The 26,015-nt window shown below is 69.1% G+C and carries 19 protein-coding genes; 8 read left to right on the top strand and 11 right to left on the bottom strand.

Annotated features, from left to right (window positions below; translation table 11 throughout):
* The first annotated feature begins 26 nt into the window (after nt 1-26).
* Entirely contained in the window at nt 27-941 is a 915-nt protein-coding gene (locus tag AACH11_RS16315) for an HDOD domain-containing protein (protein ID WP_341375313.1), read from the top strand.
* A gap of 31 nt (nt 942-972) precedes the next feature.
* Here AACH11_RS16315 and AACH11_RS16310 read toward each other — a convergent pair whose 3' ends face one another.
* A complete protein-coding gene (locus AACH11_RS16310; protein ID WP_341375312.1) occupies nt 973-1,941 on the bottom strand; it encodes a TlpA family protein disulfide reductase in 969 nt (322 codons plus the stop codon).
* Nucleotides 1,942-2,052: 111 nt separating this feature from the next.
* Here AACH11_RS16310 and AACH11_RS16305 point away from each other — a divergent pair, with 111 nt between their 5' ends.
* A complete protein-coding gene (locus AACH11_RS16305) occupies nt 2,053-2,811 on the top strand; it encodes a TerC family protein (RefSeq protein ID WP_341375311.1) in 759 nt (252 codons plus the stop codon).
* A 75-nt stretch (nt 2,812-2,886) separates the two neighbouring features.
* Here AACH11_RS16305 and AACH11_RS16300 read toward each other — a convergent pair whose 3' ends face one another.
* From AACH11_RS16300 to AACH11_RS16255, 10 genes are all read right to left on the bottom strand, one after another.
* Nucleotides 2,887-4,035 (bottom strand): sn-glycerol-3-phosphate import ATP-binding protein UgpC, encoded by a 1,149-nt coding sequence (locus AACH11_RS16300; protein ID WP_341375310.1) that lies wholly within the window; start codon nt 4,033-4,035, stop codon nt 2,887-2,889.
* A gap of 14 nt (nt 4,036-4,049) precedes the next feature.
* Nucleotides 4,050-4,898, bottom strand: a complete 849-nt coding sequence (gene ugpE, locus AACH11_RS16295; RefSeq protein ID WP_341375309.1) for a sn-glycerol-3-phosphate ABC transporter permease UgpE — start codon at nt 4,896-4,898, stop codon at nt 4,050-4,052.
* On the bottom strand, nt 4,895-5,776 hold the full coding sequence (ugpA, locus tag AACH11_RS16290; RefSeq protein WP_341375308.1) for a sn-glycerol-3-phosphate ABC transporter permease UgpA: 882 nt from the start codon (nt 5,774-5,776) through the stop codon (nt 4,895-4,897). Before ugpA ends, ugpE begins: the two co-directional genes overlap by 4 nt.
* 22 nt (nt 5,777-5,798) lie before the next feature.
* Complete coding sequence (ugpB, locus tag AACH11_RS16285; RefSeq protein ID WP_341375307.1) at nt 5,799-7,127, bottom strand: sn-glycerol-3-phosphate ABC transporter substrate-binding protein UgpB; 1,329 nt, start codon at nt 7,125-7,127, stop codon at nt 5,799-5,801.
* Nucleotides 7,128-7,263: 136 nt separating this feature from the next.
* Entirely contained in the window at nt 7,264-8,463 is a 1,200-nt protein-coding gene (locus tag AACH11_RS16280; RefSeq protein ID WP_341375306.1) for an MFS transporter, read from the bottom strand.
* A gap of 44 nt (nt 8,464-8,507) precedes the next feature.
* Complete coding sequence (locus tag AACH11_RS16275; protein ID WP_341375305.1) at nt 8,508-10,940, bottom strand: efflux RND transporter permease subunit; 2,433 nt, start codon at nt 10,938-10,940, stop codon at nt 8,508-8,510.
* Nucleotides 10,937-12,118 carry a WD40/YVTN/BNR-like repeat-containing protein gene (locus tag AACH11_RS16270; protein ID WP_341375304.1) on the bottom strand — a complete coding sequence of 394 codons (1,182 nt, stop codon included), beginning with the start codon at nt 12,116-12,118 and terminating at the stop codon, nt 10,937-10,939. The genes AACH11_RS16275 and AACH11_RS16270 overlap by 4 nt, the downstream gene beginning before the upstream one ends.
* Nucleotides 12,119-12,128: 10 nt before the next feature.
* Nucleotides 12,129-13,493 carry a DUF1329 domain-containing protein gene (locus AACH11_RS16265; protein WP_341375303.1) on the bottom strand — a complete coding sequence of 455 codons (1,365 nt, stop codon included), beginning with the start codon at nt 13,491-13,493 and terminating at the stop codon, nt 12,129-12,131.
* 32 nt (nt 13,494-13,525) lie between these two features.
* The gene (locus AACH11_RS16260; RefSeq protein ID WP_341375302.1) at nt 13,526-15,256 is read right to left on the bottom strand and encodes a DUF1302 domain-containing protein; all 1,731 of its coding nucleotides are present in this window, start codon (nt 15,254-15,256) and stop codon (nt 13,526-13,528) included.
* A 344-nt stretch (nt 15,257-15,600) separates the two neighbouring features.
* On the bottom strand, nt 15,601-16,857 hold the full coding sequence (locus AACH11_RS16255) for an amidohydrolase family protein (protein ID WP_341375301.1): 1,257 nt from the start codon (nt 16,855-16,857) through the stop codon (nt 15,601-15,603).
* Between the two features lie 244 nt (nt 16,858-17,101).
* Between AACH11_RS16255 and AACH11_RS16250 the strand changes: the two genes are divergently transcribed.
* The 6 genes from AACH11_RS16250 to AACH11_RS16225 all read left to right on the top strand — a co-directional run bounded on the left by AACH11_RS16250 (nt 17,102) and on the right by AACH11_RS16225 (nt 25,908).
* Complete coding sequence (locus AACH11_RS16250) at nt 17,102-18,046, top strand: LysR family transcriptional regulator (RefSeq protein ID WP_341375300.1); 945 nt, start codon at nt 17,102-17,104, stop codon at nt 18,044-18,046.
* Nucleotides 18,043-18,963, top strand: coding sequence for a LysR family transcriptional regulator (locus AACH11_RS16245; protein ID WP_341375299.1), 921 nt, complete (start codon nt 18,043-18,045; stop codon nt 18,961-18,963). Before AACH11_RS16250 ends, AACH11_RS16245 begins: the two co-directional genes overlap by 4 nt.
* Nucleotides 18,964-19,321: 358 nt before the next feature.
* On the top strand, nt 19,322-21,559 hold the full coding sequence (locus AACH11_RS16240) for an NADP-dependent isocitrate dehydrogenase (protein ID WP_341375298.1): 2,238 nt from the start codon (nt 19,322-19,324) through the stop codon (nt 21,557-21,559).
* A gap of 296 nt (nt 21,560-21,855) precedes the next feature.
* Nucleotides 21,856-22,884, top strand: coding sequence for a phospholipase D family protein (locus AACH11_RS16235; protein ID WP_341375297.1), 1,029 nt, complete (start codon nt 21,856-21,858; stop codon nt 22,882-22,884).
* A gap of 194 nt (nt 22,885-23,078) precedes the next feature.
* On the top strand, nt 23,079-24,119 hold the full coding sequence (locus AACH11_RS16230) for an NACHT domain-containing protein (RefSeq protein WP_341375296.1): 1,041 nt from the start codon (nt 23,079-23,081) through the stop codon (nt 24,117-24,119).
* A 37-nt stretch (nt 24,120-24,156) separates the two neighbouring features.
* On the top strand, nt 24,157-25,908 hold the full coding sequence (locus AACH11_RS16225) for a hypothetical protein (RefSeq protein ID WP_341375295.1): 1,752 nt from the start codon (nt 24,157-24,159) through the stop codon (nt 25,906-25,908).
* The last annotated feature ends 107 nt before the right edge of the window (nt 25,909-26,015 follow it).

Below are 26,015 nucleotides of genomic sequence, written 5' to 3'. Positions count from 1 at the left end.
CGCGGCCGGCCGATACAGCGAAGGCCATGCACGACGCCCGCCGCCCCGCCCCTGCCGCCCCGCCCGCCACCACGGCCACCACCGCCACCCGCCAGAAGGTGGCCGAAGAGCTCGACCAGGCCCGCCGCAGCGGCCCGCTGCAGCACATCCGCATCCCGCCCTGCCCCGAACACCTGGTGCGCCTGCGCGAGGCGATGACCGGGGCGGAGCCCGACCTGACGGCCATCGCCCGCATCGCCGGCGAGGACGTGGCCATGTCGGCCACGCTGATGCGCAATGCCAACAGCCCGGCCTGGTCGACCAGCGGCCAGCCGGTGCAGACCGTGGGCCAGGCCCTGACCCGGCTGGGCCTGGACGAGACGGCGGCGATCATGACGCAGTTCCTGATCCGCCATGCGATCCCGGTCGACCACCCGCAGCTGCGCCGCTTCTGGGAGCGGTCGACACTGCGGGCGCAGGCCATGCGCGCGATCGCGCTGCGCCTGCCCGGGCTGGATCCCGAGCTGGCCCAGCTGTATGGCCTGTTCAGCCACGTCGGTCAGCCGGTGCTGCTGCAGTGCGTGCGCGGCTATGGCGCGACGTTGATGGAGGCGGCCGTGCGCATCGACCGCTCCTTCATCGCGACCGAGAACGCCAACCACCGCACCGACCATGCGGTCGTCGGCGCCCTGGTGGCCCGCACCTGGCACCTGGCGCCGGCACTCGCCACCGCGGTGCGCCTGCACCACGACTACACGCTGCTGGGCAGCCAGGAAACCGATGCCGAGGTGCAGACCCTGGTGGCCGCCGGCCTGGTCGCCGAACACCTGATGCGCCAGAGCGAAGGCCTGGGCCCGGAGGCGGACTGGAGCCGCCACGGCAAGGCCGCGCTCGACTGGCTGGGCCTGGACGCGGACCTGCTGCCGGACTGGGCCGACGAGCTGAGCCGCGAGAACGCCTGAGACCGCGCCCGGGGCCGCGCCGCCGGACCGCTCAGGGTGCGGGCGGCGCCACCCCGAGCGCCTGCAGCCGCTGCGCGAGCGAGGCCGCCGACAGCGCGCCGACATGGGTCGCGCGCACCTGGCCACGGGCATCGACGAACAGCGTCGTCGGCAGCGCGCGGCCCCACTGCGCGCCGAGCAGGCCGCGCTCGTCCAGCCACACCGCGTCGGGCGCCAGACCGCCGCGGCGCAGGAAGTCGCGCACCACCTCCGGCGTCTCCCCCTGGTTGACCAGCAGCACGCGCAGCTGCGGGTGGCGCCGCCGTGCGTCCTCCAGCACCGGCATCTCACGCCGGCAGGGGCCGCACCAGCTGGCCCACAGATTGACGACCGTGGGCCGGCCATCGCTGGGCGGCAGCGTCTGCGCTCGGCCATCGGGCGTGGTCACGGCCAGCGGCGCCAGCGGCCGACCATCGGGATCGGCCAGCTGCGCCAGCGCACCCGCGAACCACAGCGCGGTGCCCACCAGCAGGCCGGCCCCCAGCGGCAGCCGCCAGCCCCGCGGCGACACCCGCAGCCGCCACAGCGCCCAGGCCCAGCCGGCGACGATGCCGGCCTGCGGATCCCAGCCGCCATCGCGGATGTCCAGCAGCTGCCAGGGCGCACCGGCCCAGGCGTCGCGGAAGCGCCAGGCGAAGGCCAGCCGGGCCACCAGCAGCGTCAGGCCCAGCACCTGCCAGCGCAGACGCTCGAAGCCATGGGCATCGACGGCCGGGGCGGACGCGTCGGCCCCGACGGCCGCCCGGCGTGCGCCCAGCGTCCACAGCCCGCCCGCCGTCGCCCAGGCGGCACACAACGCGAGCAGCGTCAGCACCAGCGACCAGGGCCAGCTGAACGGCCCGATGAGCAGCGCGCCGCCCATCACCACAGACCCCCGGGCCGGGAACGCGCCGACGACAGCGACCTCATCGGCGGCACGGCCCGCCCCGGCGCGGGCGCCGCGCTGTCGTGCGGCCGACATCCGACCGGGGGCGTTCCGGTGTAGAAGGGCGGCTGTGACGTCGTCCCGTGGCCGCAGGCCTGCCGCGCGACGGCGGCACCTCCCTCACGCACACACGACGGATACCACCGCATGCTCGAACTGCTGACCAGCCCCGAAGCCTGGATCGCCCTGGCCACGCTGACCGCCCTGGAACTCGTCCTGGGCATCGACAACATCATCTTCATCTCCATCCTGGTCGACAAGCTGCCGGCCGCCCAGCGCGAGAAGGCGCGCCGTCTGGGCCTGCTGATGGCCATGGGCATGCGCATCGGCCTGCTGCTGGTGCTGGCCTGGATCATCGGCCTGGTCGAGCCGCTGTTCACGGTCATGGACCAGGCCATCTCCGGCCGTGACCTGATCCTGATCGTTGGCGGATTGTTCCTGGTCTGGAAGGCCACGCACGAGATCCACGGCAGCCTCGAAGGCGAGGAAGGCCAGGCCGCCAGCGCGGTGCAAGCCACCTTCGGCGCGGTGATCCTGCAGATCATGCTGATCGACATCGTGTTCTCGCTGGACTCGATCATCACCGCCGTCGGCATGGTCGACGACGTGCGCATCATGATCGCCGCGGTGATCGCCAGCGTCGGCCTGATGATGCTGTTCGCGCGCCCGATCGGCCAGTTCGTCTCCAACCACCCCAGCATCAAGATGCTGGCGCTGTCCTTCCTGGTGGTGGTGGGCGTGGTGCTGATCGCCGAGGGCTTCGACCACCATGTGCCCAAGGGTTATGTGTACTTCGCGATGGCCTTCTCGGTCATCGTCGAACTGCTCAACATCAATGCCCGCAAGCGCAAGGCGGCCAAGGCGGTCAAGCTGCACAGCCCCTATCAGGGGCCCGAGGGCGGCTGAGCGGGATGAGCGGCCGGCCCGGTCCGGCCCCCCGCCAGGACACGCCGGCCGGTCGCCCGGGCGGCCGGCGGCCCCTCAGTCCAGACGTCGGCCGTCGTCGGTGTCGAACAGATGCCAGGCGGCGGCCGTCCAGCGCAGGGGCAGCGCATCGCCCGGCGCGGGCGCGCGGCCGTCGGGCAGACGCACGACGGCCGGCTGCGCCCCCAGCAGGCCATGCACCAGTTGCTCGGCCCCGAGCGACTCGACGAACTGCACGGCCAGCGTGGCGTGCACCGACGGCACCGGCCCGTCGGACAGCCGATCGCCGGACGGCAGGCCGGCGGCGTCCCGCGGCGGCGGGCCACCGGCATCCTGGCGCTGCAGCTGCTCCGGCCGCACCCCGGCCTGCACCGTGCGGCCGGCCAGATCGGCACGCCGCTGCGGCAGCGGCAGCCACGGCCCGCCGTCGAGCTGCAGCGCGGCGCCGTCCGCGCTGACCCGGGCCCGCCACAGGTTCATCGCCGGCGCCCCGATGAAGGACGCGACGAAGGCCGTGGCCGGCCGCTGGTAGACCTCGCGCGGCGTACCCACCTGCTCGATGCGCCCGTCGCGCATCACCACCATGCGCTGGGCCAGCGTCATCGCCTCGACCTGATCGTGGGTGACGTAGACGCTGGTGGTGCCCAGGCGCTGGTGCAGGCGCTGGATCTCCAGCCGCATCTGCACGCGCAGACGGGCATCCAGATTGGACAGCGGCTCGTCGAACAGGAAGGCCGCCGGCTCGCGCACGATGGCCCGGCCCATGGCCACGCGCTGGCGCTGGCCGCCCGACAGATCCTTGGGCCGGCGCTCCAGCAGCGCGTCGAGCTCCAGCGTGCGGGCCACGGCCTCCACCCGCTGCGCGATCTGCGCCGCCGGCAGGCCACGCAGCCTCAGTCCGTAGGCCAGGTTCTGGCGCACGCTCATGTGCGGATACAGCGCGTAGTTCTGGAACACCATCGCGATGTCGCGGTCCTTGGGCTCGCGCTCGTTGACGCGCTGGCCACCGATGGCGATCTCGCCCTCGCTGATGTCCTCCAGCCCGGCGATCATGCGCAGCAGCGTGGACTTGCCGCAGCCCGAGGGGCCGACCAGCACGACGAACTCGCCATCGGCGATGTCGAGGTCGATGCCGTGCAGCACGGTGTGGCGCGTGGTGTGGCGGGCATAGTGCTTGCGCAGCCCGCGCAGGGTGATGGATGCCATGGGATGTCAGGGGATCATTTGTCGCCGTCGACCAGACCGCGCACGAACCAGCGCTGCATCACGATCACCACCGCCACCGGCGGCAGCATGGCCAGCAAGGTGATGACCATGACCTGCGGCCATTCGGTGTCGGCATCGGCGAAGGACACCATCTTCTTCAGCGCGATGATCAGCGTGTGCATGTCGTTGCTGCTGGTCATCAGCAGCGGCCACAGGTACTGGGTCCAGCCGTAGATGAAGACGATGACCGACAGCGCGGCGATGTTCGTGGCCGACAGCGGCAGCACCACGTCACGCAGGAAACGCCAGGGGCCGGCACCGTCGATGCGGGCGGCCTCCAGCAGCTCGTCCGGGATGGTGGCGAAGCACTGGCGGAACAGGAAGGTGGCGGTGGCCGAGGCCATCAGCGGCAGCGTCAGCCCGGTCCAGGTGTTGATCAGGCCGAGATCGACCATCACCTGGTAGGTCGGCATGATCCGCACTTCGACCGGCAGCATCAGCGTGACGAAGATCAGCGCGAAGGCCGTGCGCTGCAGCGGGAAGCGAAAGAACACCAGCGCGTAGGCCGACAGGAAGGAGATGACGATCTTGCCGGCCGCCACCGCCAGCGCGATCAGCGTGGTGTTGGCCAGCAGGCGCAGCGCGTCGACGCCACCGATGCGGCGTGCGCCGTCGACCAGCGTGGCGTGCCAGTTCTCCCAGCCGTGACGGCCCGGCCACAGCGGCAGCGGCGGGCTCAGGATCTCGGCCGCACTGCGGGTGGACGCGACGAACACGTACCACAGCGGAAACAGCATCACCAGCACGGCCACCACCAGCAGGCCGTGGGCCAGGGCATCGGCCCAGGGTCGGCGCTCGATCATGCGTAGTGCACCTTGCGTTCGACGTGACGGAACTGCAGCAGCGTCAGCACCCCCACCAGCACCATCAGCACCACGGACTGCGCCGACGAGGCGCCCAGATCGAGCGCGACGTAGCCGTCATGGAAGACCTTGTAGACCAGGGTCTCGGTGGCCTTGGCCGGACCGCCGCCGGTCACCGCGTGGATGACGCCGAAGGTGTCGAAGAAGGCATAGACGGTGTTGACCACCAGCAGGAAGAAGCTGACCGGCGACAACAGCGGAAAGACGATGGTGAGAAAGCGCCGGGCGGGCCCCGCGCCGTCGATGGCCGCGGCCTCGACCAGCGACTTCGGGATCGCCTGCAGCCCCGCGGCGAAGAAGATCAGGTTGTAGCTGACCTGCTTCCAGGCCGCCGCGCCGACGACCAGCGCCAGCGCCTGGTCGCCCTGCAGCAGCGGGTCCCAGTCCACGCCCCAGCGCCGCAGCAGCACGCCGAAGGTGCCGAGCGCGGGCGAGAACAGGAACAGCCACAGCATGCCGGCGACCGCCGGCGCCACCGCATACGGCCAGATCAGCAGCGTGCGGTAGAGGCCGCGGCCGCGCACCACCCGCTCGGCCATCACCGCCAGCGCCAGGCCGGCACCGAGTGCCAGCACCGCAACCGACAGGCTGAAGACGGCGGTGACACCGGCCGCGTGCAGCCAGGCCGGGTCGTCCGCCAGCGCGCGGAAGTTGTCCCAACCGACGAACTGGGTGGCCAAGCCCCAGGGATCCTGGCGGTAGAACGCGTCATGCAGCGCCTGGGCGGCCGGCCAGTGGAAGAAGACCAGGGTGATGGCGAGCTGCGGCGCCAGCAGCAGCCAGGGCAGCCAGCGGTGCGGAAAGACGGTGCGGCGCATGGGCGGCCGTGCAGCCGCCGGCTCAGGGCTGGGCCACGCCGCGGGCGGCCATCTCGATGGCGGCGTTGGCCCGCGTGGTGGCGCGGCGCAGCGCGGTGGCCGCATCCTGCTTGCCGGCCAGCAGCGACTCGATCTCCTCGTTCTGGATGTCACGCACGGCCGGCAGGTTGACCAGGCGCACACCGCGCGAATGCTCGGTCGGGGCCTGGCCCGTCATCTGCAGGATGGGCTGCTCGCGGCCCGGGTTCTGGGCATAGAAGCCGCTCTTCTTCGTTTCCTCGTAGGCGGCCCAGGTCACCGGCAGATAGCCGGACTTCTGGTGCAGACGGGCCTGGATCTCGGTGCGCGAGAGGAAGGCGAAGAACTTCGCCACACCCTGCACCTCGGCCTTGGACTTGCCGCCGAAGACCCACAGCGAGGCGCCGCCGGGCACCGTGTTCTGCGGCGCGCCCTTGGCCTGCGGCCAGTAGGGCAAGGGGCCGGTGGCATGGTCGATGCCGCTCTTGATGACGTCGCCCAGACCGCCCGAGGACTCGGTCATGATCGCGCACTCGCCCGACAGGAACTTGGTCTTGGCCTCCGAGGTGCGGCCGCCGTACTGGAACACGCCGTCCTTCTGCAGGCGGGCGATGGTCGACCAGTGCTCGACGAACAGCGGCGCGTCGATCCTCAGCTTGGGCGTCAGGCTGTCCAGGCCGTTGGCATCGCTGGCATAGGACACGTTGTTCCAGGCCGCGAAGTTCTCCAGGCCGATCCAGGTCGGCCAGGTGGTGGTCAGGCCGCAGGCCCAGCCGGAGGCCTTGATCTTGCGGGCAGCCTCGAACACCTCGGGCCAGGTGCGCGGCAGCTTGTCGGTGCTCAGACCGGCCTGGGCCAGCGCCTTCCTGTTGTAGTAGGTGATCGGCGAGGAGCTGTTGAAGGGGAAGGACAGCAGCTCGCCCTTGCGCGTCGAGTAGTAGCCGACGATGCCGGGCAGATAGGCCTTGGCGTCGAACTTCTCGCCGCCCTCGCGCATGACCTGGGCCACCGGCAGCACGGCGCCGCGGGCGGCCATCATCACGCCGGTGCCGACGTCGAAGACCTGGATGATGTGCGGCGCCTGCTTCGCGCGGAAGGCGGCGATGCCGGCGTTCAGCGTCTCCGGATAGGTGCCCTTGAACACCGGCACCACCTTGAAATCGGGCTGCTGGGCGTTGAATTCCTTGGCCAGCCCCTCGACCACCTCGTTGTTGGCACCGGTCATCGCGTGCCACCACTGCAGTTCGGTGGCGGCCTGGGCGGTACCGGCCAGGGCGAGCACGGACAGCGCGAGCGCGCGGGCGAGCGGGGTCGGACGGCTGACGATCGACATGAGGGACTCCAGCGGCTGGGGAAAGCCCGGGAGTCTCGGCCGCCCGCATGGCCGCCGCATGTCATGCGCGCGACAGTGGCGTGACAGCGGGCCGCGGCGCCTGGATGGCGCCGGCCAGCGCTGCGCCCGCGCCGCCTCAGGCGGCGTGGCGCAAGGCCGCCGCACCGGTTGCGCGCGACTGCGGCACGCGGGCGAAGCAGGCCACGGCCAGTGCGCCGAAGCCCGCCGCGGCCACCGCCAGGCTGGCATAGCCGGCCGTCTGCACCAGCGTGCCGCCCAGCACCGGGCCGATGGCCGCGCCGGTCATCAGCATGGCCGGCGTGGCCGCCATCGCGCGGCCACTGGCATCCAGCCGGGCCAGCAGGCCGAAGGCGAAGGTGTGGGTGAAGATCATCACCGCGGCGAACACCGAGGCCGCCGCCGCCCAGGCCGGGAACCAGGGCACGGTCATGATCACCGCCACCAGAGCGGCCTGCACCACCGGGCCGGTGCACATCACCGCACGGGCCGACCAGCGGCGCTCGAGCACCGCGGCCAGCACCGCGGGCGCCAGGTTGACCAGACCGAGGGCGACCAGCACGCCCTGGATGGCCCCGCCCGACCAGCCCCGCTCGACGCCGACGCGCTCCAGAAAGCTGAAGGTCATCGACTGCACCAGCCCCATGCAGGCCACGCCGACGATGCCGGCCCAGACCGCCGGCGACAAGCGCCCGGGCCGGGCCGCGGAGACGGCCGGCCCGGCCCCGGTCAAGGCGCGGGCCGGCGCAAGCGCCGCGTCGCCCGCCGGCCGCGGAAAGGCCAGCAGACAGGCGAGCGCGGCCACCGCCATCACGCCGGCGAAGACGACGAACAGCACCGGGCCGCCCACCGCGGCCACCAGGGGCGGCGTCGCGCCGAGAAAGACGATGGCGAACAGGCCGAGCGCCATGCCGGCCGCCGCGAACTGACGGTGCGGCCGCGCACTGCGGGCGATCGTGCCGTGGGTGACGCTGAGTGCCGCGCCGGCCGCGACGCCGGCCAGCGCATGCAGCAGCGCCATCGGCAGGCCCGCGGGCAGACGCGAGATCGTGGCGAAGGCCAGGGCCGCCAGGCCGTAGCCGAGCGCCGTCAGCGCACGGGCCGGCAAACGGTCCAGACGCGGGGCGACCACCAGGCTGGCCAGCACCGCACCGGCCAGGAACAGCGTGGCCAGGCCGCCAGCCTGCTGCGGTGCCAGGCCGTAGTGGCTGATCAGCACGCCGACCCACACCGGCAGGGCCACCAGATCGACCATGCCGGCACAGTGGGCGGCCATCAGGGCGGCGCGACCGCGCCGGGATTCGGTGTCAGGACGCATCGAAGACTCCTCAGGATGCAAGGTTGCCGGTCATCGGCGGATGCTCAGCCCCGCACCGCCAGCGTGCGCTGGAAGGCGAGCGAATCCTCGGGCGCCGTGCGCACCTCACGGCGCAGCAGCAGGTGGGCGAGCGCCGGCACCAGCACCAGGGCGCCGAGCATGTTCCACAGGAACATGAAGCCCAGCATCAGCCCCATGTCGGCCTGGAACTTGATCGGGCTGGCCAGCCAGGTCAGCACACCGGCGGCCAGGGTGACGCCGGTCAGCATCACCACCTTGCCGGTGAACAGCAGCGCGCGGTAGTAGCTCTCGGACAGGCTGCGGCCCTCGCGCAACTGGGCCAGCATCACGCTGAGGATGTAGAGCGCATAGTCGACGCCGATGCCCACGCCGAGCGCGATCACCGGCAGCGTGGCCACCTTCACGCCCATGCCGAGGGCCACCATCAGCGCCTCGGCCAGCACCGAGGTCAGCATCAGCGGCAGCACCGCCACCAGCACCGCCCGCCAGGAGCGGAAGGTGATGAAGGCCAGCAGCACCACCGCGGCATAGACGAGCAACAGCATGCGGTGCCAGGCTTCGCGCACGACGACGTTGGTGGCCGCCTCGATGCCGGCCGAGCCGGCGGCCAGCAGGAACGTCACCTCGGGCGTGTCGTTGGCCCGGGCGAAGGTCTCGACATGGCGCACCACGCCGTCCAGCGTCTGCGCCGTGTGGTCGCGCAGATGGACATAGACCGTCAGCAGGTTGCAGGGATCGTTGTAGAGGCCGCGCGGCGCACCGGCCGTCACGCTGTTGAGCATGTCCTGGTTCGGCAGGAAGTCCATCCAGCGCGGGCTGCCCTCGCTCAGGCCGGCCAGCATGCGGCGGTTGAGCAGGGCCAGCGTGTGCGTGCCCTCGACGCCGTCGAGCTGCCGCAACTGCCATTCCAGCGCATCGACCTTGTTCAGCGTCGCGTACTGCGCGCACTGGCCATCGGGCGTGCGCACCATCACCGCCAGCACGTCGCTGGAGGCGCCGTAGGCCGCGTTCATGAAGGCCACGTCGCGGTTGTAGCGGCTGTCGGCGCGCAGCTCGGGCGCGCCCGGGTCCAGATCGCCGATGGCCAGCCGGGTGCTGGCGGCCAGGCCGGCCGCCCCCAGCACGGCCGCGGCCGCGATCGCCAGCAGGGCCGGGCGGCGGCGGGTGAAGGCATCGAGCGCGGCCCACAGCGGGTGGCGGGCGGCACCGGCGGCCTCGGCCTGCTCGTCGCGCAGGCTGCGCGCGGCCGCCGCCGGGCTGACGCCGACGTGGCTGAGCAGCACCGGCAGCAGGATCAGGTTGGTGAACACCAGCACGCCGACGCCGATCGAGGCGGCGATGGCCAGCTCGCGGATGACCGGGATGTCGATCACCAGCAGCACGGCGAAGCCCACCGCGTCGGCCAGCAGCGCCGTCAAGCCGGCCATGAACAGACGGCGGAAGGTGTAGCGCGCGGCCACCAGCCGGCTGCAGCCGCGTCCGATGTCCTGCATGATGCCGTTCATCTTCTGCGCACCGTGGCTCATGCCGATGGCGAAGACGAGGAAGGGCACCAGGATCGAGTACGGATCCAGGCTGTAGCCCAGCAGCGGCAGCAGGCCCAACTGCCAGACCACGGCGATCAGCGAGGCCGCGACCACCAGCAGCGTCGAGCGCACACAGCGCGTGTAGGCCCAGACCATCGTGGTGGCGATGGCCACCGCCAGCGCGAAGAAGCCGAGCACCGCGCGCACGCCCTCGATCAGATCGCCCACCAGCTTGGCGAAGCCGGTGATGTGCAGGCGCACGCCTTCGGCTTCGTACTTGGTGCGCAAGGCCTCCAGGCGCTGGGCGAAGGCGCCGTAGTCGAGTGCCGCGCCCTGGGCATCGCGCGCCAGCAGCGGCACCACGATGACGGACGACCGGCCATCGCGCGCCACCAGCTGGCCGATCTCGCCCGAGCGCTCGATGTTGACCGCCAGCTGCTGCAGCTTGGCCGGCGAGCCGTCGTAGCCGTCGGGGATCACCGGCCCGCCCTCCAGCCCCTCCTCGGTCACGCCGACCCAGCGGGTGGACGGCGTCCACAGCGACTTCATGCGCATGCGGTCGACCCCGGGCAGCAGGAAGACCTCGTCGGACAGGCGGCGCAGCGTGTCCAGATAACGTGCGTCGTGGACGGTCTCACCCGGTCCGGTGCGCTCGACGGCGATGCGCACCTGGTTGCCCAGGCCGCTGAGCTCGTGCTGGTGGCGCAGGAAGTTGACGATCCACGGATGGCTGACCGGCAGCGTCTTCTCGAAGCTGGCGTTCAGTTGCAGCCGCGTGGCCTGCCAGCCCAGCAGCAGCGTGACCAGCGCGCACGCCAGCAGCACCCAGGCGCGGTGGTTGAACAGCGCGCGCTCGATCAGGGAACCGGAGCGCGGATCGAAGTCGGCATCGGGCGCCACGGCGGCGCCGGAAGGAACATGGGCGCTCATCGCGCGGACTCCTGGGTCAGGGAGGAGGACAGATCGAGCCGCGCCAGCCCGGTGGCGCCGACGACCAGCACCCGGCCATCGTCGAGTACCAGCAGTCCGGACGGCAGCGGCGGCGTGGCCGAGGTGGCCAGCGGCTCCAGCCGCTGCCCCTGCAGGCGCAGCAGACGGCCGGACGGATCGGCCAGCAGCACGCGGCCCGCCGCATCGGCGGTGCTGGCATGCAGCGCAGCCGGGCGGTCCTGCGTCACCGCCTGCCAGGCGGCGGGGTCCAGCGGATCGGTGCTGCGCCAGACCTGGCCCCTCAGTCCGGCCAGCAGCACACCGCCGCCGGGCAGCCACTGGCCGGTGAACCAGCTGCCCTTCCACGGCGAGGCTGGTGCGGCGAAGCGCGCACCGCCATCGCTGGAGACGGCCAGCAGGCCCTGCTCGCCGGCCAGCAGCAGGCGCTCGCCGTCACGGCGGGCCAGATACCAGTGCAGGCCGCGCGGGTTGGGCAGGCGATGGCTCCAGGACGTCCAGTGCTGGCCGCCATCGGCGCTGTGCAGGGCCAGGCCGTAGGCGCCGACCACCAGCAGGCGCTGCGCGTCCCACATCAACACGTCCAGGAAGGGCTTGTCGGGGCCGTCGGCCTCCAGGCGTTCGGCATCGCGCAGCGTGGCGTCCGGCGCGCCGGCGGCCCGCGCGTCCTGCAGCACCTGCTGCGCGGCACGGCGGCCGTCCAGGCGCAGCGTCCACTGCGCGCCGCCGTCCTCGGTGACCAGCACCGCCCCGCCGTGGCCCACCGCCACGCCGTGGCGTGCATCGGCGAAGCGCACGGCCGTCAGCGTCACGCTGACAGGCACCGGCGCCTGGCGCCACCGGCCGCCGGCATCGTCGCTGAGCAGGATCAGGCCCCGCTCGCCGACGGCCACCAGCCGCGCGCCGGCCTGCGCCACGGCCAGCAGCACCGCCCGCTCGGGCTGGCGCACGGCCAGCGCCGGGCGCTGCAAGGCATCGCCGACGGCCTGCGCGGCCATGGCCGAGGCACTGGGCAGGGCCGACCCGCTGGCCGTGGCCGACGCCGGCCGGGCCTGCGCCACGGCCGATGTCGCCAGCGGCCCGAACGCACCGCAGGCCAGCACCGCTGCCAGGGCCGCCAGGGCCGCACCCGCCCGGGCCGGATACCGGCACCTGAACATGGCGTCCATCTCAGCGCACGCCCTGGGCGGCCAGACCGTCACCGGTGAAGGTGTCGGTCGGCCACGGCTTGGTCGGGCGGTGCTGGAAGCGCTTGTCGCCCAGCACATTGGCCACATAACCATGGCCGGCCAGCAGATCATGGAAGCCGAAGGTCTGCTGCACCGTGCCCGGCACGTCCGGCATCACGTAGTTGAACTGCCACAGCGTCTTCCACAGCTGGCCCTTGGCATCCCAGCGGTCGGCCAACATGGCCACCCAGGTGTCCTCGTCCAGGTAGTAGATGCTGCGTGGGGCTTGGTGGCGCTGGCCGGCGGCCAGCGTGGCCTCGACCACCCAGACGCGGTGCAGCTCCCAACGCACATGGTCAGGATCCAGGTGGCGGCCGTTGACCAGCTCGGCGTCCTTCACGCCCAGCAGCCGGTTCTGGTGGTAGGGCAGCAGCAGCTCCTTCTTGCCGACCAGCTTCCAGTCGAACAGATCGGTCTTGCCGGTGAACACGCCGATCTCGTCGAAGGACATCAGCCCGGCGCTGGCCGGCGTCGGCGTGTCGCAGCAGGCGTTGGGCAGCTTGCGCACGCGGCGCTGGCCGGTCAGGTAGACGAAGGAGGCCGACTTGCCGTCATCCACATGGTTGCGGCCGACGATCATCTCGCCGGCGCGGATCGGCGGGCCGGCGTTGGTCAGGTTGACCTCCCAGTAGTAACCGTCGAACTTGTCGGCCGAGCCGCCCTCCAGGTAGTAGGGCATGCGCTGGCGGATCAGGCCGTCGGTGGTCAGCACCACCTTGCCGTCGGCCGTCAGCTGGTACTGGTTGAGCTCGGCTTCCCAGGCCGTGCCGCGCCAGGCCAGCTTGTGGTTCCAGATCGCCTCCAGCCCGTTCTTCGGCACCGGGAAGGGAATGCCGCCGTAGGCGCCCTTGATCGCATGGCCCTGCAGTTCGGCGCTGGTGGCGTTGCGCGCGGTGTTGTCGTAGACCCACTGCGGGGCCATCGCCGTGCGGTGGGTCCTGTAGACGTCCAGGCGGTAGCTGTCGGGGTACTTGCGCAGCAGGGCCTTGATGCCGTCGCTGAGCTTGTCGGCATGCTGGGCCATGTTGGCCGCGCTGACCGAGTACAGGGGCTTCTCGCCCTTGAACGGATCGCCGCGGCGGCCGCCCGGCTTCTCGCCGGCGATCTGGCCGCTGAAGCCGCCGGTCCAGGCCGGGATGCTGCCGTCCTTGTTGCCGGCCTTCTCGGCGCCGAAGGGCGTCAGGTCGGCCTTCAGGCGGGCGGCGTCGGCGGCCGTGCCGGCCTGGGCGGGCAGCGCCCACAGGCCGAGGGCCAGCAGCGGCAGCACGGTGGCCGCCGGTCGGAACAGGGTGTGGATGGACATCATGAGGGGCTTTCCGATGGGGTGTCAGAGACGGCTCAGAACGAGCTGCGCAGCGACAGGCTGAGGAAGTCGCGGTCCTTCAATGCCTGGGTGAACTGCGCGTTGTTGGCGTTGTCCAGTACCGCGCCTTCCGGGCCCAGGTAGCGCACGTAGCTGAGGGCGGCCGTCCAGCCGCCGAGGTAGGTGGCGCTCAGGCCCAGGCTGAGGTCACCGCCGCGGTCGACGCCGAAACCCGGGCCCACGGCCGAGGACTTGCCCCAGGTCCAGCCCGCACCCACGCTGGGGCTCAGGTCCAGGCCGGGCAGCGCCTGGCGGTAGGTCGGCGTCCAGACCATGCGCACACCGGTGGCCGAGCGATCGGCGTTCGGGTTCAGCATCGCCGCGTTGCGCGTGGTCTTCAGCCGCGTGTTGAAGGCGATCTCGCCGACGAAGCTGCTTTCCTGGGCGATGGCGTTCGGCCCCAGGCTGGCGATCCACGAGAACTGCGCATGCGCCGTCTCACCGACGGCATACGGCGTGGCCTCGTCGTTGTTCCAGCCGCTGCCCACGCCGATGGCCGGGATCGCCGTCTGGCCCGCGCTGGCCAGCGGCGCATTGCGCCGCCACGAGAGCTCGGCCGCCAGGCTCCAGGCGCCGACGGTGCGTGCCGCGCTGAAGCCCAGCGTCTCGATGCCCCGGTGGTAGAGCCACTGGTAGCTGTCGGCACTCAAGGCGCCCGGCGTGCCGGCCATCGTGGTGACGATGTTGCTGGGCGTGGTCGCATGCCAGCGCAGCGCATACAGGCCGAACTGCGTGTCCAGGTCCGGCGCGTTCCAGCGCAACTGCAGGCCGTACTGGCCGCCGTCGCCCGGCGTCTGGTCGGCACGGCGGCTGAAGGTGCCGGTGGCGCCGGCGCTGATGCGCTCGGCGCCCGGGCCCATCGAATCGCTGCCCGACAGGTAGGCGCCGGCCGGCATCAGCTGCGTCTTCTCCCATTCGTATCCGATGAAGGCGCCCAGGCTCACGTCCTCGCTCAGGGCGAGCTGGGCCGAGAGCTTGCCGGTCGGCCGCGCCGTCTCCTTGAACTGGGAGTTGGGCACCGACAGCAGCTTGACCAGGTCCATCGGCGCCATGCCGCCGGCCACGCCATTGGCGCCGAAGAACAGGCTCTCGCCCCACAGCAGCGTGTGGCGGCCCGCCCGCGCCGACAGCCGGTGGCCGCCGATCTCGGTGCGGCCCCAGACGAAGGCATCCAGCAGCTCGGCATCGCCGCCCATCACGCGCCGGGTCTCGTCGGCGAACCGGTCCGACGGGCTCTGGTTCGACGTGGTCGTCGTGTTGTCGTTGCGCCGGCGGTAGACCGGGTCGTACCAGGCGGCCGCGCTCAGCCGTGCGCCGACGTCGCGCCAGCCCACATCGGCCTCGCTCAGCAGATCCAGACGGCTGGAGACCAGGCCGCGGCCGAAGTTGTTGTCGCCGTCGTCCTGGTTGATGTTGTTCGGTCCGCTGATGCCGGTGGCGCCGAAGCGCGTCGTCGACAGGCCATCGGCGCGCCGGTCCAGCCGTGCCATGCCACTCAACTTGATGGTGTTGTCCCAGCGCAGTTGCAGGTCCGGCACCTCGGTGTCGATGCGGACGGCCCGGGCCGGCAGGCTCGCGCCGACGATCAGGCTGCACAGTGCGGCCTGGGCGAGCGCATGGCCGGCCAGGGTGCGGGGCTGCGGGCGGATCCGGTGGTCAGCGGTCCGGCCGGTGGGCCGGCGGGCCTTCATGTGCGGGTGGGTCATGTGTCTCCTTCCGTGCTTGTCGTGATGCAGGCTTCGGCGCCGCCGGGCCGGTCATGGCCGGCCCGTGGGCCATGCGGCGGCGCACCTCGCGCGCAGCGGGGCTGCGGCGCGGGGGTCTCTCAGGTCTCGGGTGGGCCGTCGATCAGGGTGGCGACGCGGGGCCCGGCGTCGTCACATCGGCGATCCGCCGGCTGTCGGGCCAGGACAGGGGCGGTGCGATCGGCAGGTGTGGAGCGTACGCAAGCGATCTCCTCATGAAAACTGGAAGATCTGGAGGCCTCGATTCGATCCGGTGAAGGTTCTGCGGGTTGTCACCGAGGCCAGACCCGCCGCCGCACCGGGTTTCAGCGCAGCCCGGGCGGTGCCTTGTGGACGCGGCCGTCGATGAAGATGGCGCGCAGGCGCTGGCGGTCCTGCAGCAGCGTGATGTCGGCCGTCGGGTCGCCATCGACCAGCAGCAGGTCGGCCAGTGCACCGGCGCGCAGCACGCCGACCGGCGCCTGCGCGCCCAGCACCGAGCCCATCAGTTCGCCCGCCAGCGCGGTGGCGGCATGCAGCGCCTCGCCCGGCGTGTAGCCGAAGTGGCGCACCCACAGCTCCAGATCGCGCGCGTTGCGGCCGTTCGGGTTGAAGGGGAAGCCGTAGTCACCGCCCGGCAGCAGGCGCACGCCGCGGCGGCGCAGTTCGGGCACCAGCTCGCGCTGGCGGCGCAGCACGATCTCGGCGTCGTCCTTCATCGCGCGCATGTCGATGTGCGGCGGCGGCACCGCATCGAGCGTGGCCTGCACGATGCCGACGGTGGGCGCGACGAAGATGCGGTCGCGCGCGGCCTCCAGCAGGTCCAGCGCCTCCTCGTCCGCATAGGTGCAGTGGTAGAGGATGCGGAAGCCGTGGCGCACGCCCAGCTTCACCGCCTCGGCCGCGTGGGCATGGCCGGTCAGCCAGACCCCGCTCTCGCGCGCCTGCTCGCCGGCGGCACGCACCTCATCTTCGGTGTAGAGCAGGCGGTGGCTGGCGCCGGGCTGCAGCGCGCTCTCGCCCGAGAGCAGGAACTTGATTGACTGCGCGCCGAGCGCCGCGCACTCGCGCACGAAGTCGCGCACCGCCTGCGGGCCGCGGCCGTGGGCGGCCACCTGGCCGGGACTCAGCGCGGCGTCATCGACCGGCGGCTCGCGCTCGACCGAGGACGCCACCAGGCGCGGGCCCGGCAGGCCGCCATCGTCCAGGTGCGACTTCAGCGCGATCTCCACCCGCTGGCCCAGCGCGCCGGCCGACCAGGCGCTGGTGAAGCCGTGGTCCAGCAGGATGCGGGCGTTGCGCGCGGCCGTCAGCGCCAGATCGTCGGGCGGCAGCGCCATGCCGGGCACGAAGCGCTCGACGCTGCTGGGCCAGGTCAGGTGGGCATGGGACTCGATCAGGCCCGGCATCAGCACGCCGCCGGCGCCGTCGATGACGGTGGCGCCATCGCGTGGCAGGACGTCGCGGCCGGCGGCCACGGCCTCGATGTGGCGGCCGGCCAGGCGCAGTTCGCCGGGATACGGCGCGCTGCCGCTGCCGTCGAACAGACGGACATTCGTGAACAGGATGGGCGTGGTGGTCATGGTCTGGCGCTGGGCTGGGGGAAGCGGAACGGGAGCGGCAGGCCGGTGGCGGCGTCCACGCAAGACGGGGGTTTGTCCCGATGCGCAGACCGCACGGTCTTCAGCGCATCGACGACAGGTCATCGCGGGTGTCTCCAGGTCTGCGGCCCGTTCTGGCGGGCTCTTCGACGTTGATCTGACGCAAAGTCTAGGGATCACGAAGCCATCGTCACAGACGATCCGGTGGATACATAGAATCCAGCGCATGGATTGGAAAGGCATCGATCTGAACCTGCTGGTGGTGCTGCAGTCGCTGCTCGACGAGCGCAGCGTCACACGGGCCGGCGAGGCCCTGGGCCTGAGCCAGCCGGCGATGAGTGCCGCGCTCGGCCGCCTGCGCACGCTGTTCGGCGATCCGCTGTTCGTGCGGGCCGGGCGCGAGATGCAGCCCACGCCGCGCGCCCAGGCGCTGGCCGGCCCGGTGCGCCAGGTGCTGGAGACGGTGCGCGGCGAGGTGCTGCAGGGCGCCGCCTTCGAGCCCGCCACCAGCACCCGCCGCTTCACGCTGGTGACGCCCGATGTGGGCGAGCTGTGCCTGGTGGCACCGCTGGTGCAGCGGCTGCGCCAGCAGGCGCCGCAGATCAGCCTGCGCGCGATCGCCCGCACACCGCACGATGCGGCCGATGCGCTGGAATCCGGTGAAGCCGATCTGGCCGTCGGTCATTTCCCCGATCTGCAGCGTCCCGGATACTTCCAGCAGAAGCTGGCCGACATCGCCTTCGTCGGCCTGCTGCGCGAGGACCATCCGCACACCGGCACGCGCCTGACCCGCGCCCAGCTGCTGGAATGGGAGCACGCACTGGTGCGCCCCGACGGCCGCGGCCGCGACATCGAGCGTGCCCACGGCCTAGCCCATGACGGGCTGCGCGTGGCCGTCGAGGTGGCGCACTTCGTCAGCCTGCTGCCCATCCTGGCGGCTGGCGATCTGGTCTCGGTCGTGCCCGAGGACTTCGCCCGCTTCGCCTGCCGCCACGCCCGGCTGCGCACCGTCGAGCTCACGCCGCGCCTGCCGCCGATCGGCGTCTACCAGTTCTGGCACCAGCGCATGGCGCGCGATGCCGGTCTGGCCTGGCTGCGCGGCCTGCTGCAGGCCACCGCCCGCGAGCTCGACGCCGCGGCCAGCCCCCACCGTCCGAGCCGCCGCCCATGAGATTCAACCGCCTGGACCTGAACCTGCTGGTCGCGCTCGATGCGCTGCTGACCGAGCGCAGCATCACCCGCGCCGCCGAGCGCCTGAACCTCAGCCCCTCGGCCACCAGCAATGCGCTGGCCCGCCTGCGCGAGTACTTCGACGACGAGCTGCTGGTGCAGGTCGGCCGCCGCATGGAGCCCACGCCGCGCGCCGAGGGCCTGGCCGATGCGGTGCGCGACGTGCTGGTGCGCGTCGACAGCACGATCGCGAGCCGGCCGGCCTTCGACCCCACCGCCTCGGACCGCACCTTCCGCATCTTCGCCTCCGACTACACGCAGCAGGTGCTGGCGCCGCACCTGCTGGCGCTGGCCTCGGCCGCCCGCGCCGCGGTGTGCTTCGACTTCCTGCCGCAGGTCAGCAACCCGGCACGCATCCTGGAGCGCGGCGAGGCCGATCTGCAGATCATCCCGCGCGAGTTCCTCTCGGCCGAGCATCCGCACGAGCCCTTGTACGAGGAGACCTTCGTCTGCGTCGTCTGCCGCGACAGCAGCCTGGCCCGCGGCACGCTGGACCGCGCGCGCTACCTGGCCGCCGGCCATGTGGTGATGCAGCCACCGGGCGGCGGCAACACCGCCTTCGAGGCCTGGGCCTTCGAGCGGCTGGGCATCGCACGGCGGGTGGCGGCCACCAGCTTCGGCTTCGTCGCGCTGCCGGCGATGGTCGCCGGCACCGAGCTGATCGCCACCGTCCACCGCCGGCTGGCCGAGCGCATGGCCCCGGCGGCCGGCGGCGTGCTGCGTCCGCTGCCGCTGGAGATCCCGCCGATGACGCAGAGCCTGCAGTGGCACGGCTACCGCACCCAGGACCCCGGCCTGGTCTGGCTGCGGACGCTGCTGCGCCAGGCGGTGCAGCGCATGGACGCCGCCACCGTCTGAGCCCGCCGGGGCGGATCTCGGGCCGGCGGCGCGGCAGTCCTGCCCAGGGTCGCTGCAGCACTGCAACTTATGACTGCTATCTGATAGAAGACTAGGGTAAACACCTAGTCACACCCTGCATGCATCGGTGAGAACCCCGTTTTCCTTGAGGCGACAGCCACTTGCGCGTGACACCCGACCGCCGTGACGCGCCGCAGGCCCCGCCACCGCCACCCGTCTTGCGCTGGCACAGTGCGCATGGCACAGACAGGTTCCGCACTGTGAGAGACAATTTCAAGCAGGAACACCCGCTTCCGCCCGATCGCTTACCGGCGCTGGCCCGGCCACCCCGCCAGTCGCCCCTCACGGAGAGAGTTGAATGAGCACCAAGCAGCCGACCATCGTCTACACGCTGACCGACGAGGCGCCGTTCCTGGCGACCGCCTCCTTCCTGCCGATCATCCGCAGCTTCGCGGCGCCGGCGGGCATCGAGGTCGCCACCGCCGACATCTCGGTGGCCGCTCGCATCCTGGCCAGCTTCCCCGAGTACCTGACCGAAGAACAGCGCGTCTCCGACGACCTGTCGGCGCTCGGCAAGCTGACGCTGCGCCCGGACGCCAACATCATCAAGCTGCCCAACATCAGCGCCTCGATCGCCCAGCTGAAGGCCGCGATCAAGGAACTGCAGGCCAAGGGCTACGCGATCCCCGACTACCCGGAGAACCCGGCCACCGACGAGGAAAAGGCCCTCAAGGTGCGCTACGGCAAGTGCACGGGCTCGGCCGTGAACCCGGTGCTGCGCGAAGGCAACTCGGACCGCCGCGCGCCCAAGGCCGTCAAGGAATACGCGCGCAAGAACCCGCACAGCATGGGTGAGTGGAGCCAGGCCTCGCGCACCCACGTCTCGCACATGCACCACGGCGACTTCTACCACGGTGAGAAGTCGATGACGCTGGACAAGGCCCGCACCGTGCGCATGGAGCTGATCACCAAGTCCGGCAAGACCCTCGTCCTGAAGGAGAAGGTGTCGCTGCTGGACCGCGAGGTCATCGACTCGATGTTCATGAGCAAGAAGGCCCTGCTCGAGTTCTACGAGCGCGAGATCGAGGACGCCCGCAAGACCGGCGTGATGTTCTCGCTGCACGTCAAGGCCACGATGATGAAGGTCTCGCACCCGATCGTCTTCGGCCACTGCGTCAAGATCTTCTACAAGGACGCCTTCGCCAAGCACGCGCAGACCTTCAAGGACCTGGGCGTCAACGTCAACAACGGCATGGTCGATCTGTACACCAAGATCGAGAAGCTGCCGGCCTCGCAGCGCGACGAGATCAAGCGCGACCTGCACGCCTGCCACGAGCACCGCCCGGAACTGGCGATGGTGGACTCGGCCAAGGGCATCACCAACTTCCACTCGCCCAACGACGTGATCGTCGACGCGTCGATGCCGGCCATGATCCGCGCCGGCGGCAAGATGTACGGCGCCGACGGCCGCATGAAGGACGCCAAGGCCGTGATGCCGGAATCGACCTTCGCCCGCATCTACCAGGAGATGATCAACTTCTGCAAGTGGCATGGCAACTTCGACCCGAAGACCATGGGCACGGTGCCGAACGTCGGCCTGATGGCGCAGCAGGCCGAAGAGTACGGCTCGCACGACAAGACCTTCGAGATCGCCGAGGACGGCGTGGCCAACATCACCGACATCGAGACCGGTGAAGTGCTGCTGAGCCAGAACGTGGAAGAAGGCGACATCTGGCGCATGTGCCAGGTCAAGGACGCCGCGATCCGCGACTGGGTCAAGCTGGCCGTCAACCGCGCCCGCAACAGCGGCATGCCGGTCGTCTTCTGGCTGGACAGCTACCGCCCGCACGAGGCGCAGCTGATCCGCAAGGTCAAGATGTACCTGCACGAGCACGACACCAACGGCCTGGACATCCAGATCATGAGCCAGGTGCGTGCGATGCGCTACACGCTGGAACGCGTCGTCCGCGGACTGGACACCATCAGCGCCACCGGCAACATCCTGCGCGACTACCTGACCGACCTGTTCCCGATCATGGAACTGGGCACCAGCGCCAAGATGCTGTCGATCGTGCCGCTGATGGCCGGTGGCGGCATGTACGAAACGGGCGCCGGCGGCTCGGCCCCGAAGCACGTGCAGCAGCTGGTCGAGGAGAACCACCTGCGCTGGGACAGCCTGGGCGAGTTCCTGGCGCTGGCCGTCAGCCTGGAAGACCTGGGCCTGAAGAACGACAACGCCCGCGCCAAGCTGCTGGCCAAGACGCTGGATGCGGCCACCGGCAAGCTGCTGGACAACAGCAAGGGCCCGAGCCCCAAGACCGGCCAGCTGGACAACCGCGGCAGCCAGTTCTACCTGTCGATGTACTGGGCCCAGGAACTGGCCGCCCAGACCGAGGACACCGAGCTGGCCGCCAAGTTCGCCCCGCTGGCCAAGACCCTGGCCGACAACGAGGCCAAGATCGTCGAGGAACTCAACAGCGTGCAGGGCCAGCCGGCCGACATCGGCGGCTACTACAAGCCCGACATGGCCAAGACCACGGCCGTGATGCGCCCGAGCGCCACGTTCAACGCCGCGCTGGAAGCCGTCGGCGCCTGATCGAGCGAACCGAGCAAACGCCCGGCCCGAGGGGCCGGACGATCACCGGCGTGCCCACAAGGCGCGCTGGCCGCCAGACGACAGGCCGACATCGAGGGCCTGGTGTGTGACGGAACGGAAAGGCCGCCCATCGGGCGGCCTTTTTCATTGCCGCCCCGGATGCAGAATGCACGCCCCGCCCCCCTGAACACGCTGGTCACCCCCGCACGGCATTGGACTGCCGCATCTCGTCAGACCGCATCTCCCGAGTATCCTGCGGCCTAGGCAGAATGAACTGCAGGTAGGGAGAACGACCGATGTGGGTGGATGGCGAAACGTATACAGCGGCACTGCACAGCGCACTGACGCAAGCCGAGGACGCCTCTGTGGCCATCGCGTTCTGGGGCAAAGGCGCGCGCGAACAGTTGTTCTCGGACTGGCGGGGCCGCCACTTGCGCGTGCTCTGCAATTTGGCGCAAGGGGGCACCAATCCGGCGGCCATCCGTGAACTGCAACAGATCACAGGCGCCGAAGTACGTGCCCTGGATGACTTGCACGCGAAGATGGTGCTGACGGAGCGGCAGCTGATCGTTGGGTCTGCCAATGCCTCAGCCAACGGCCTTGACCATGGCGAACAGGACTTCAACGGCTGGCGCGAAGCCGGGTTGGTCACCGAGGACGAAGAGTCTCGTCGCAAGGCACAGAACTGGTTCTCGACGCACTGGACCCGGGCCGGCAAGTCAGTGAACGAGGACGATCTGCAAAAGGCGGAGCAGCTATGGAAGGCGCGCAACCGACCGCTGCGCGAGCCTGCGGCGGATACGCCAATGCTGGATCTGCCCAGCACATCGGCGGCATGCAATCGGGTGCATTTCGTCGTTTTCACTCACGGTCTAACTGAGGAGGCGGAACAGGTACGCCAAGAAGTCAGGACCGTAGAACACTCGCAACAGACGGAAGCAAAGACCGCCGCGTCAAAGATCGACGTCTACGAGGCGTGGAGCAAAGATGATCGGAAGGTGCTGACCAATCCAAATTCGATACTAATCGGCGTGAAGTGGAACGCAAGCCGGAAGACCTGCACGGTGTCCTGGCCCGAACTGCCTGCACCGATCTACCACCGGACATTCGGTCAGGGCAAGAATCGCAAAGACTTCGACTTTGTTTACTGCCCGGGTAGAAAAACAAAATGGATCCAAGATTTCAACTTCGATGCAGGAACAAAGCTTCTCTTGAAGCAAGAATTACCCGACTGGCTGATGACCTTGAACGGGTCATTCGAGACTGGCGAGACCTGGCCACTATGTGACTTCCTCGAATGGCGCACCTGCCAGAAGAAAAGATGAGCGCTCATGGAGTTTCGGATAGATTATGACCACAGCAGCGCCACATACAGCGCAAATCAAGGCGATTTACTCCTAATTCACACCGCGCCGGGGCCGACGCAGTTGTCAATTACCCCTCCACGATGCAGCCAAAGTCAGTCAAGCAACAACCGCCGCAAGAAAATATGGCACGCGCCGCATAGCCAAATATTAATATGGACCGCACCTTCAAAGACTTGAGGCAGCCCTCCGACAAAGACGAATCATTCGAATCAGCCTGGAATGAACGCTTCGATGAAGCCGGCATCAGCTGGGACGAATTACTAAAATCCAAACGCATCCTCATAGTCTCGGAAGCCGGTGCAGGAAAAACATATGAGTGCGAGTCGAAAGCCAGAGAACTCTTTGACCGCGGCGAGCCTGCGTTCTTCCTGTCGCTCGAGAGCCTAGCGGCCGTTGGCATCGTCGCCACACTATTCGGGGATGCGCAAAAGCGCTTCACCGACTGGTTGGACTCTGCATCGCAGATTGCATATTTCTTCCTCGATTCCATCGACGAACTCCAACTCGTTCACGGGTCGTTCAAGAACGCGCTGCATCGATTTGCGCAGGACGCCAAAGGGGCACTGGCGCGGGCGACGGTCGTCATTACCGCTCGCCCGGTATCCATTGATCGTCTAGCTTTCAGAAACATCCTGCCCGTGCCAGCTCCAGTGCGGCAAGCGGATTTGCAGGATGAGTTCATCCGCATCGCAATGGCCGAACCGAGCAAGACCGAGAATAATGGCCCGCCTGCCATCCGAGAGGTCGAACTGCTTCCGCTGACCAGCTCACAGATCATGGAGTTTGCGGCGACCAAAGGTGTTCAGAGTCCCGAGGCCTTGCTGTCTGCCGTTGATGCCAAGCACGCCAGAGAGTTCGCTCGCAAGCCTCAGGATCTGATTGAGCTTTGCGATGACTGGCGAGAACACGGCGGGCTTCGCACGCACTCCCAGCAGATCCAGGCCCATGTGCACGCACGGCTCGCTGCTCGACCGGAACGGCGTGAGAGGGCAGAGCTTTCGCCGGCAAAGGTGCAGAGGGGCGCTCAGCGTCTTGCGTTGGCGGTCATCCTGTGTCGACGCCTGACGATCCGGTACAGCGCTGGATCGGATGCCGACTCGTCAGGCGCCCCGCCGATCGATCCGCGAGAGCTGCTGGCAGATTGGGACCCCCAACGAGGTGTTGACGCTTTTGGAGCGACCGCTCTTTGTTGAGGGCGGATACGGCAGGGTCAGGTTTCACCATCGGTCCGTGACGGAGTTTCTCGCCGCTCGCCAGATCCATGACCTGATCGAGGCAGGGCTGCTGGCCCAGTCAGCTGCTTGTCGCATGTTGTTCGGACTCACGGGCTCGAACGAGAAGATCCTCAGACCGTCGATGAGGCCCGTGGCAGCATGGCTTGCATTACTGCAACCCGAGATGTTCGAACAAGTGGTCAGGATCGAGCCGGACGCCTTGCTGACCCAGGGCGACCCTGAGTCGCTGAACGGCCTCCAACGGGAACGCGCATTACTGGGCTACGTGGCCCGGTATGGCAAGGGTCAGTGGCGTGGGCTCGCAGTGCCGAAGGTGCAGGTGGCACGGCTGGCCCAAGTTGGACTCACACAAACGGTCCAATCAGCTTGGGATGCTGGAGTCGAGGCGCCTGAAGTGCGGGAGCTTCTGCTCCAACTCGTGAGCGCTGGCCACATGCAGGGTTGCGCGGAACTGGTCGCACAGGTTGCGGCGGACGCAGCATGCAGCGATCGCGAGCGTTTCGAAGCATTGCTCGCGCTTGGGTCCCTGGGCGATTCCCGCCTCGCAACGACGGTCGATGAAATCGTCACGCCAGCGCCAGGCCGGTCAGAACGACTTGCACGTCGGGTCGGAACAAATCTGTATCCGGAATATGTTACCGAAGGCCAATTGATTCTTCTCTTGGAAAGAGTGCGCAGCGAAAAGAGGAATCGTGAGAGCTTCGCCAACAGCGTTGCCCGGGTGATCCAGAACGCAGACATTAGCCAAGCCCGCCTTGAAGCCTTGTTGCCTGATGTACTTAGGATTGCACACGAGGCCCTGTCAGCGGCTGAGGAAGAGTTTCAAGAGACGGACGGGCAACTGGGAGTATCGAGCATCTTGCGCTCGCTGTGCATCCGGCTGCTTAAATTCGGAAGCGTCAGCGACTCGCTGATCGCAGCCTCGGTTCTTGCCTATCGCGCGGTAGACGCTTCTTTCTATGCGGAGAAAGGCAAGACGGAACTGACCGGACTTCTCGACGCGCTGCCAAACGCTTGCCGACCGCAGGTCTTCGAAACAGATCTGGCATGCGTGGAGTCACTCTGCCGCGATCGCAGCGCCGAGTACTGCTGGGTTCGCCTCAGCTATGGAGGCGTACTGAATTACTCTTTGGAGAGAGATGGCAAGTGGATACACGACTTGCTAGCCGACAGGCAAAATCTGCCGAAGCATCGAGAGATTCTCTTGCGCATGGCTGTACATCTCTACGCGATTGAAGGAGACCCAAAGACCGGCGAAGACGCTCTTCGCAAGGCCATAGCTGATTCAACAGCGCTGAACGACAAGCTGAACTCAATCATCCCCTTGAACTCACCAAACCCTGAGTTATTTAAGCGGCAGGATGAGCAGCAGAAGCGAAGAGAGCGCCAAGCCAAGCAACGAGCCGATCAGCAGGATGCGTGGGCTCGGATCAGGCGAGAACTGGCTGAGCAGCCCGCTCTGGCACTTGCACCTGGTCGTAGGGATTGCACCATTTGGAACCTTGGGCAGGTCTTGCGCCAACTGAGCAGGAACAGCGAAGAAGGGCAATGGAATCGTGCCTTCTTGACCTCGCATTTCGGGACCGAAATTACAGACAATCTGAGGCTCGCCTTGATGGCCAATTGGCGCAGCATGCGCCCGACACTTCGATGTGAGCGAGACATTGGAGAGAAGAACACCTATCTCATGGTGTGGTCGATCGGCCTGATGGGTGTTTATGCGGAAGCAGAGGATGGCGCACTCTAAACTGAAGCGCAACACCCGAACTGAATCAAAGACCTGAGGCGATGGGCCAAGCATATTCAAGCCTGAGCATCGAGGAGCGCACGCAGATCAGCCTGCTGCGCAGCCAG

It is taken from the genome of Pseudaquabacterium rugosum (assembly GCF_038066575.1).
GTDB classification, from domain to species: domain Bacteria; phylum Pseudomonadota; class Gammaproteobacteria; order Burkholderiales; family Burkholderiaceae_C; genus Pseudaquabacterium; species Pseudaquabacterium rugosum.
This window is presented reverse-complemented; position numbering and strand designations above follow the sequence as displayed.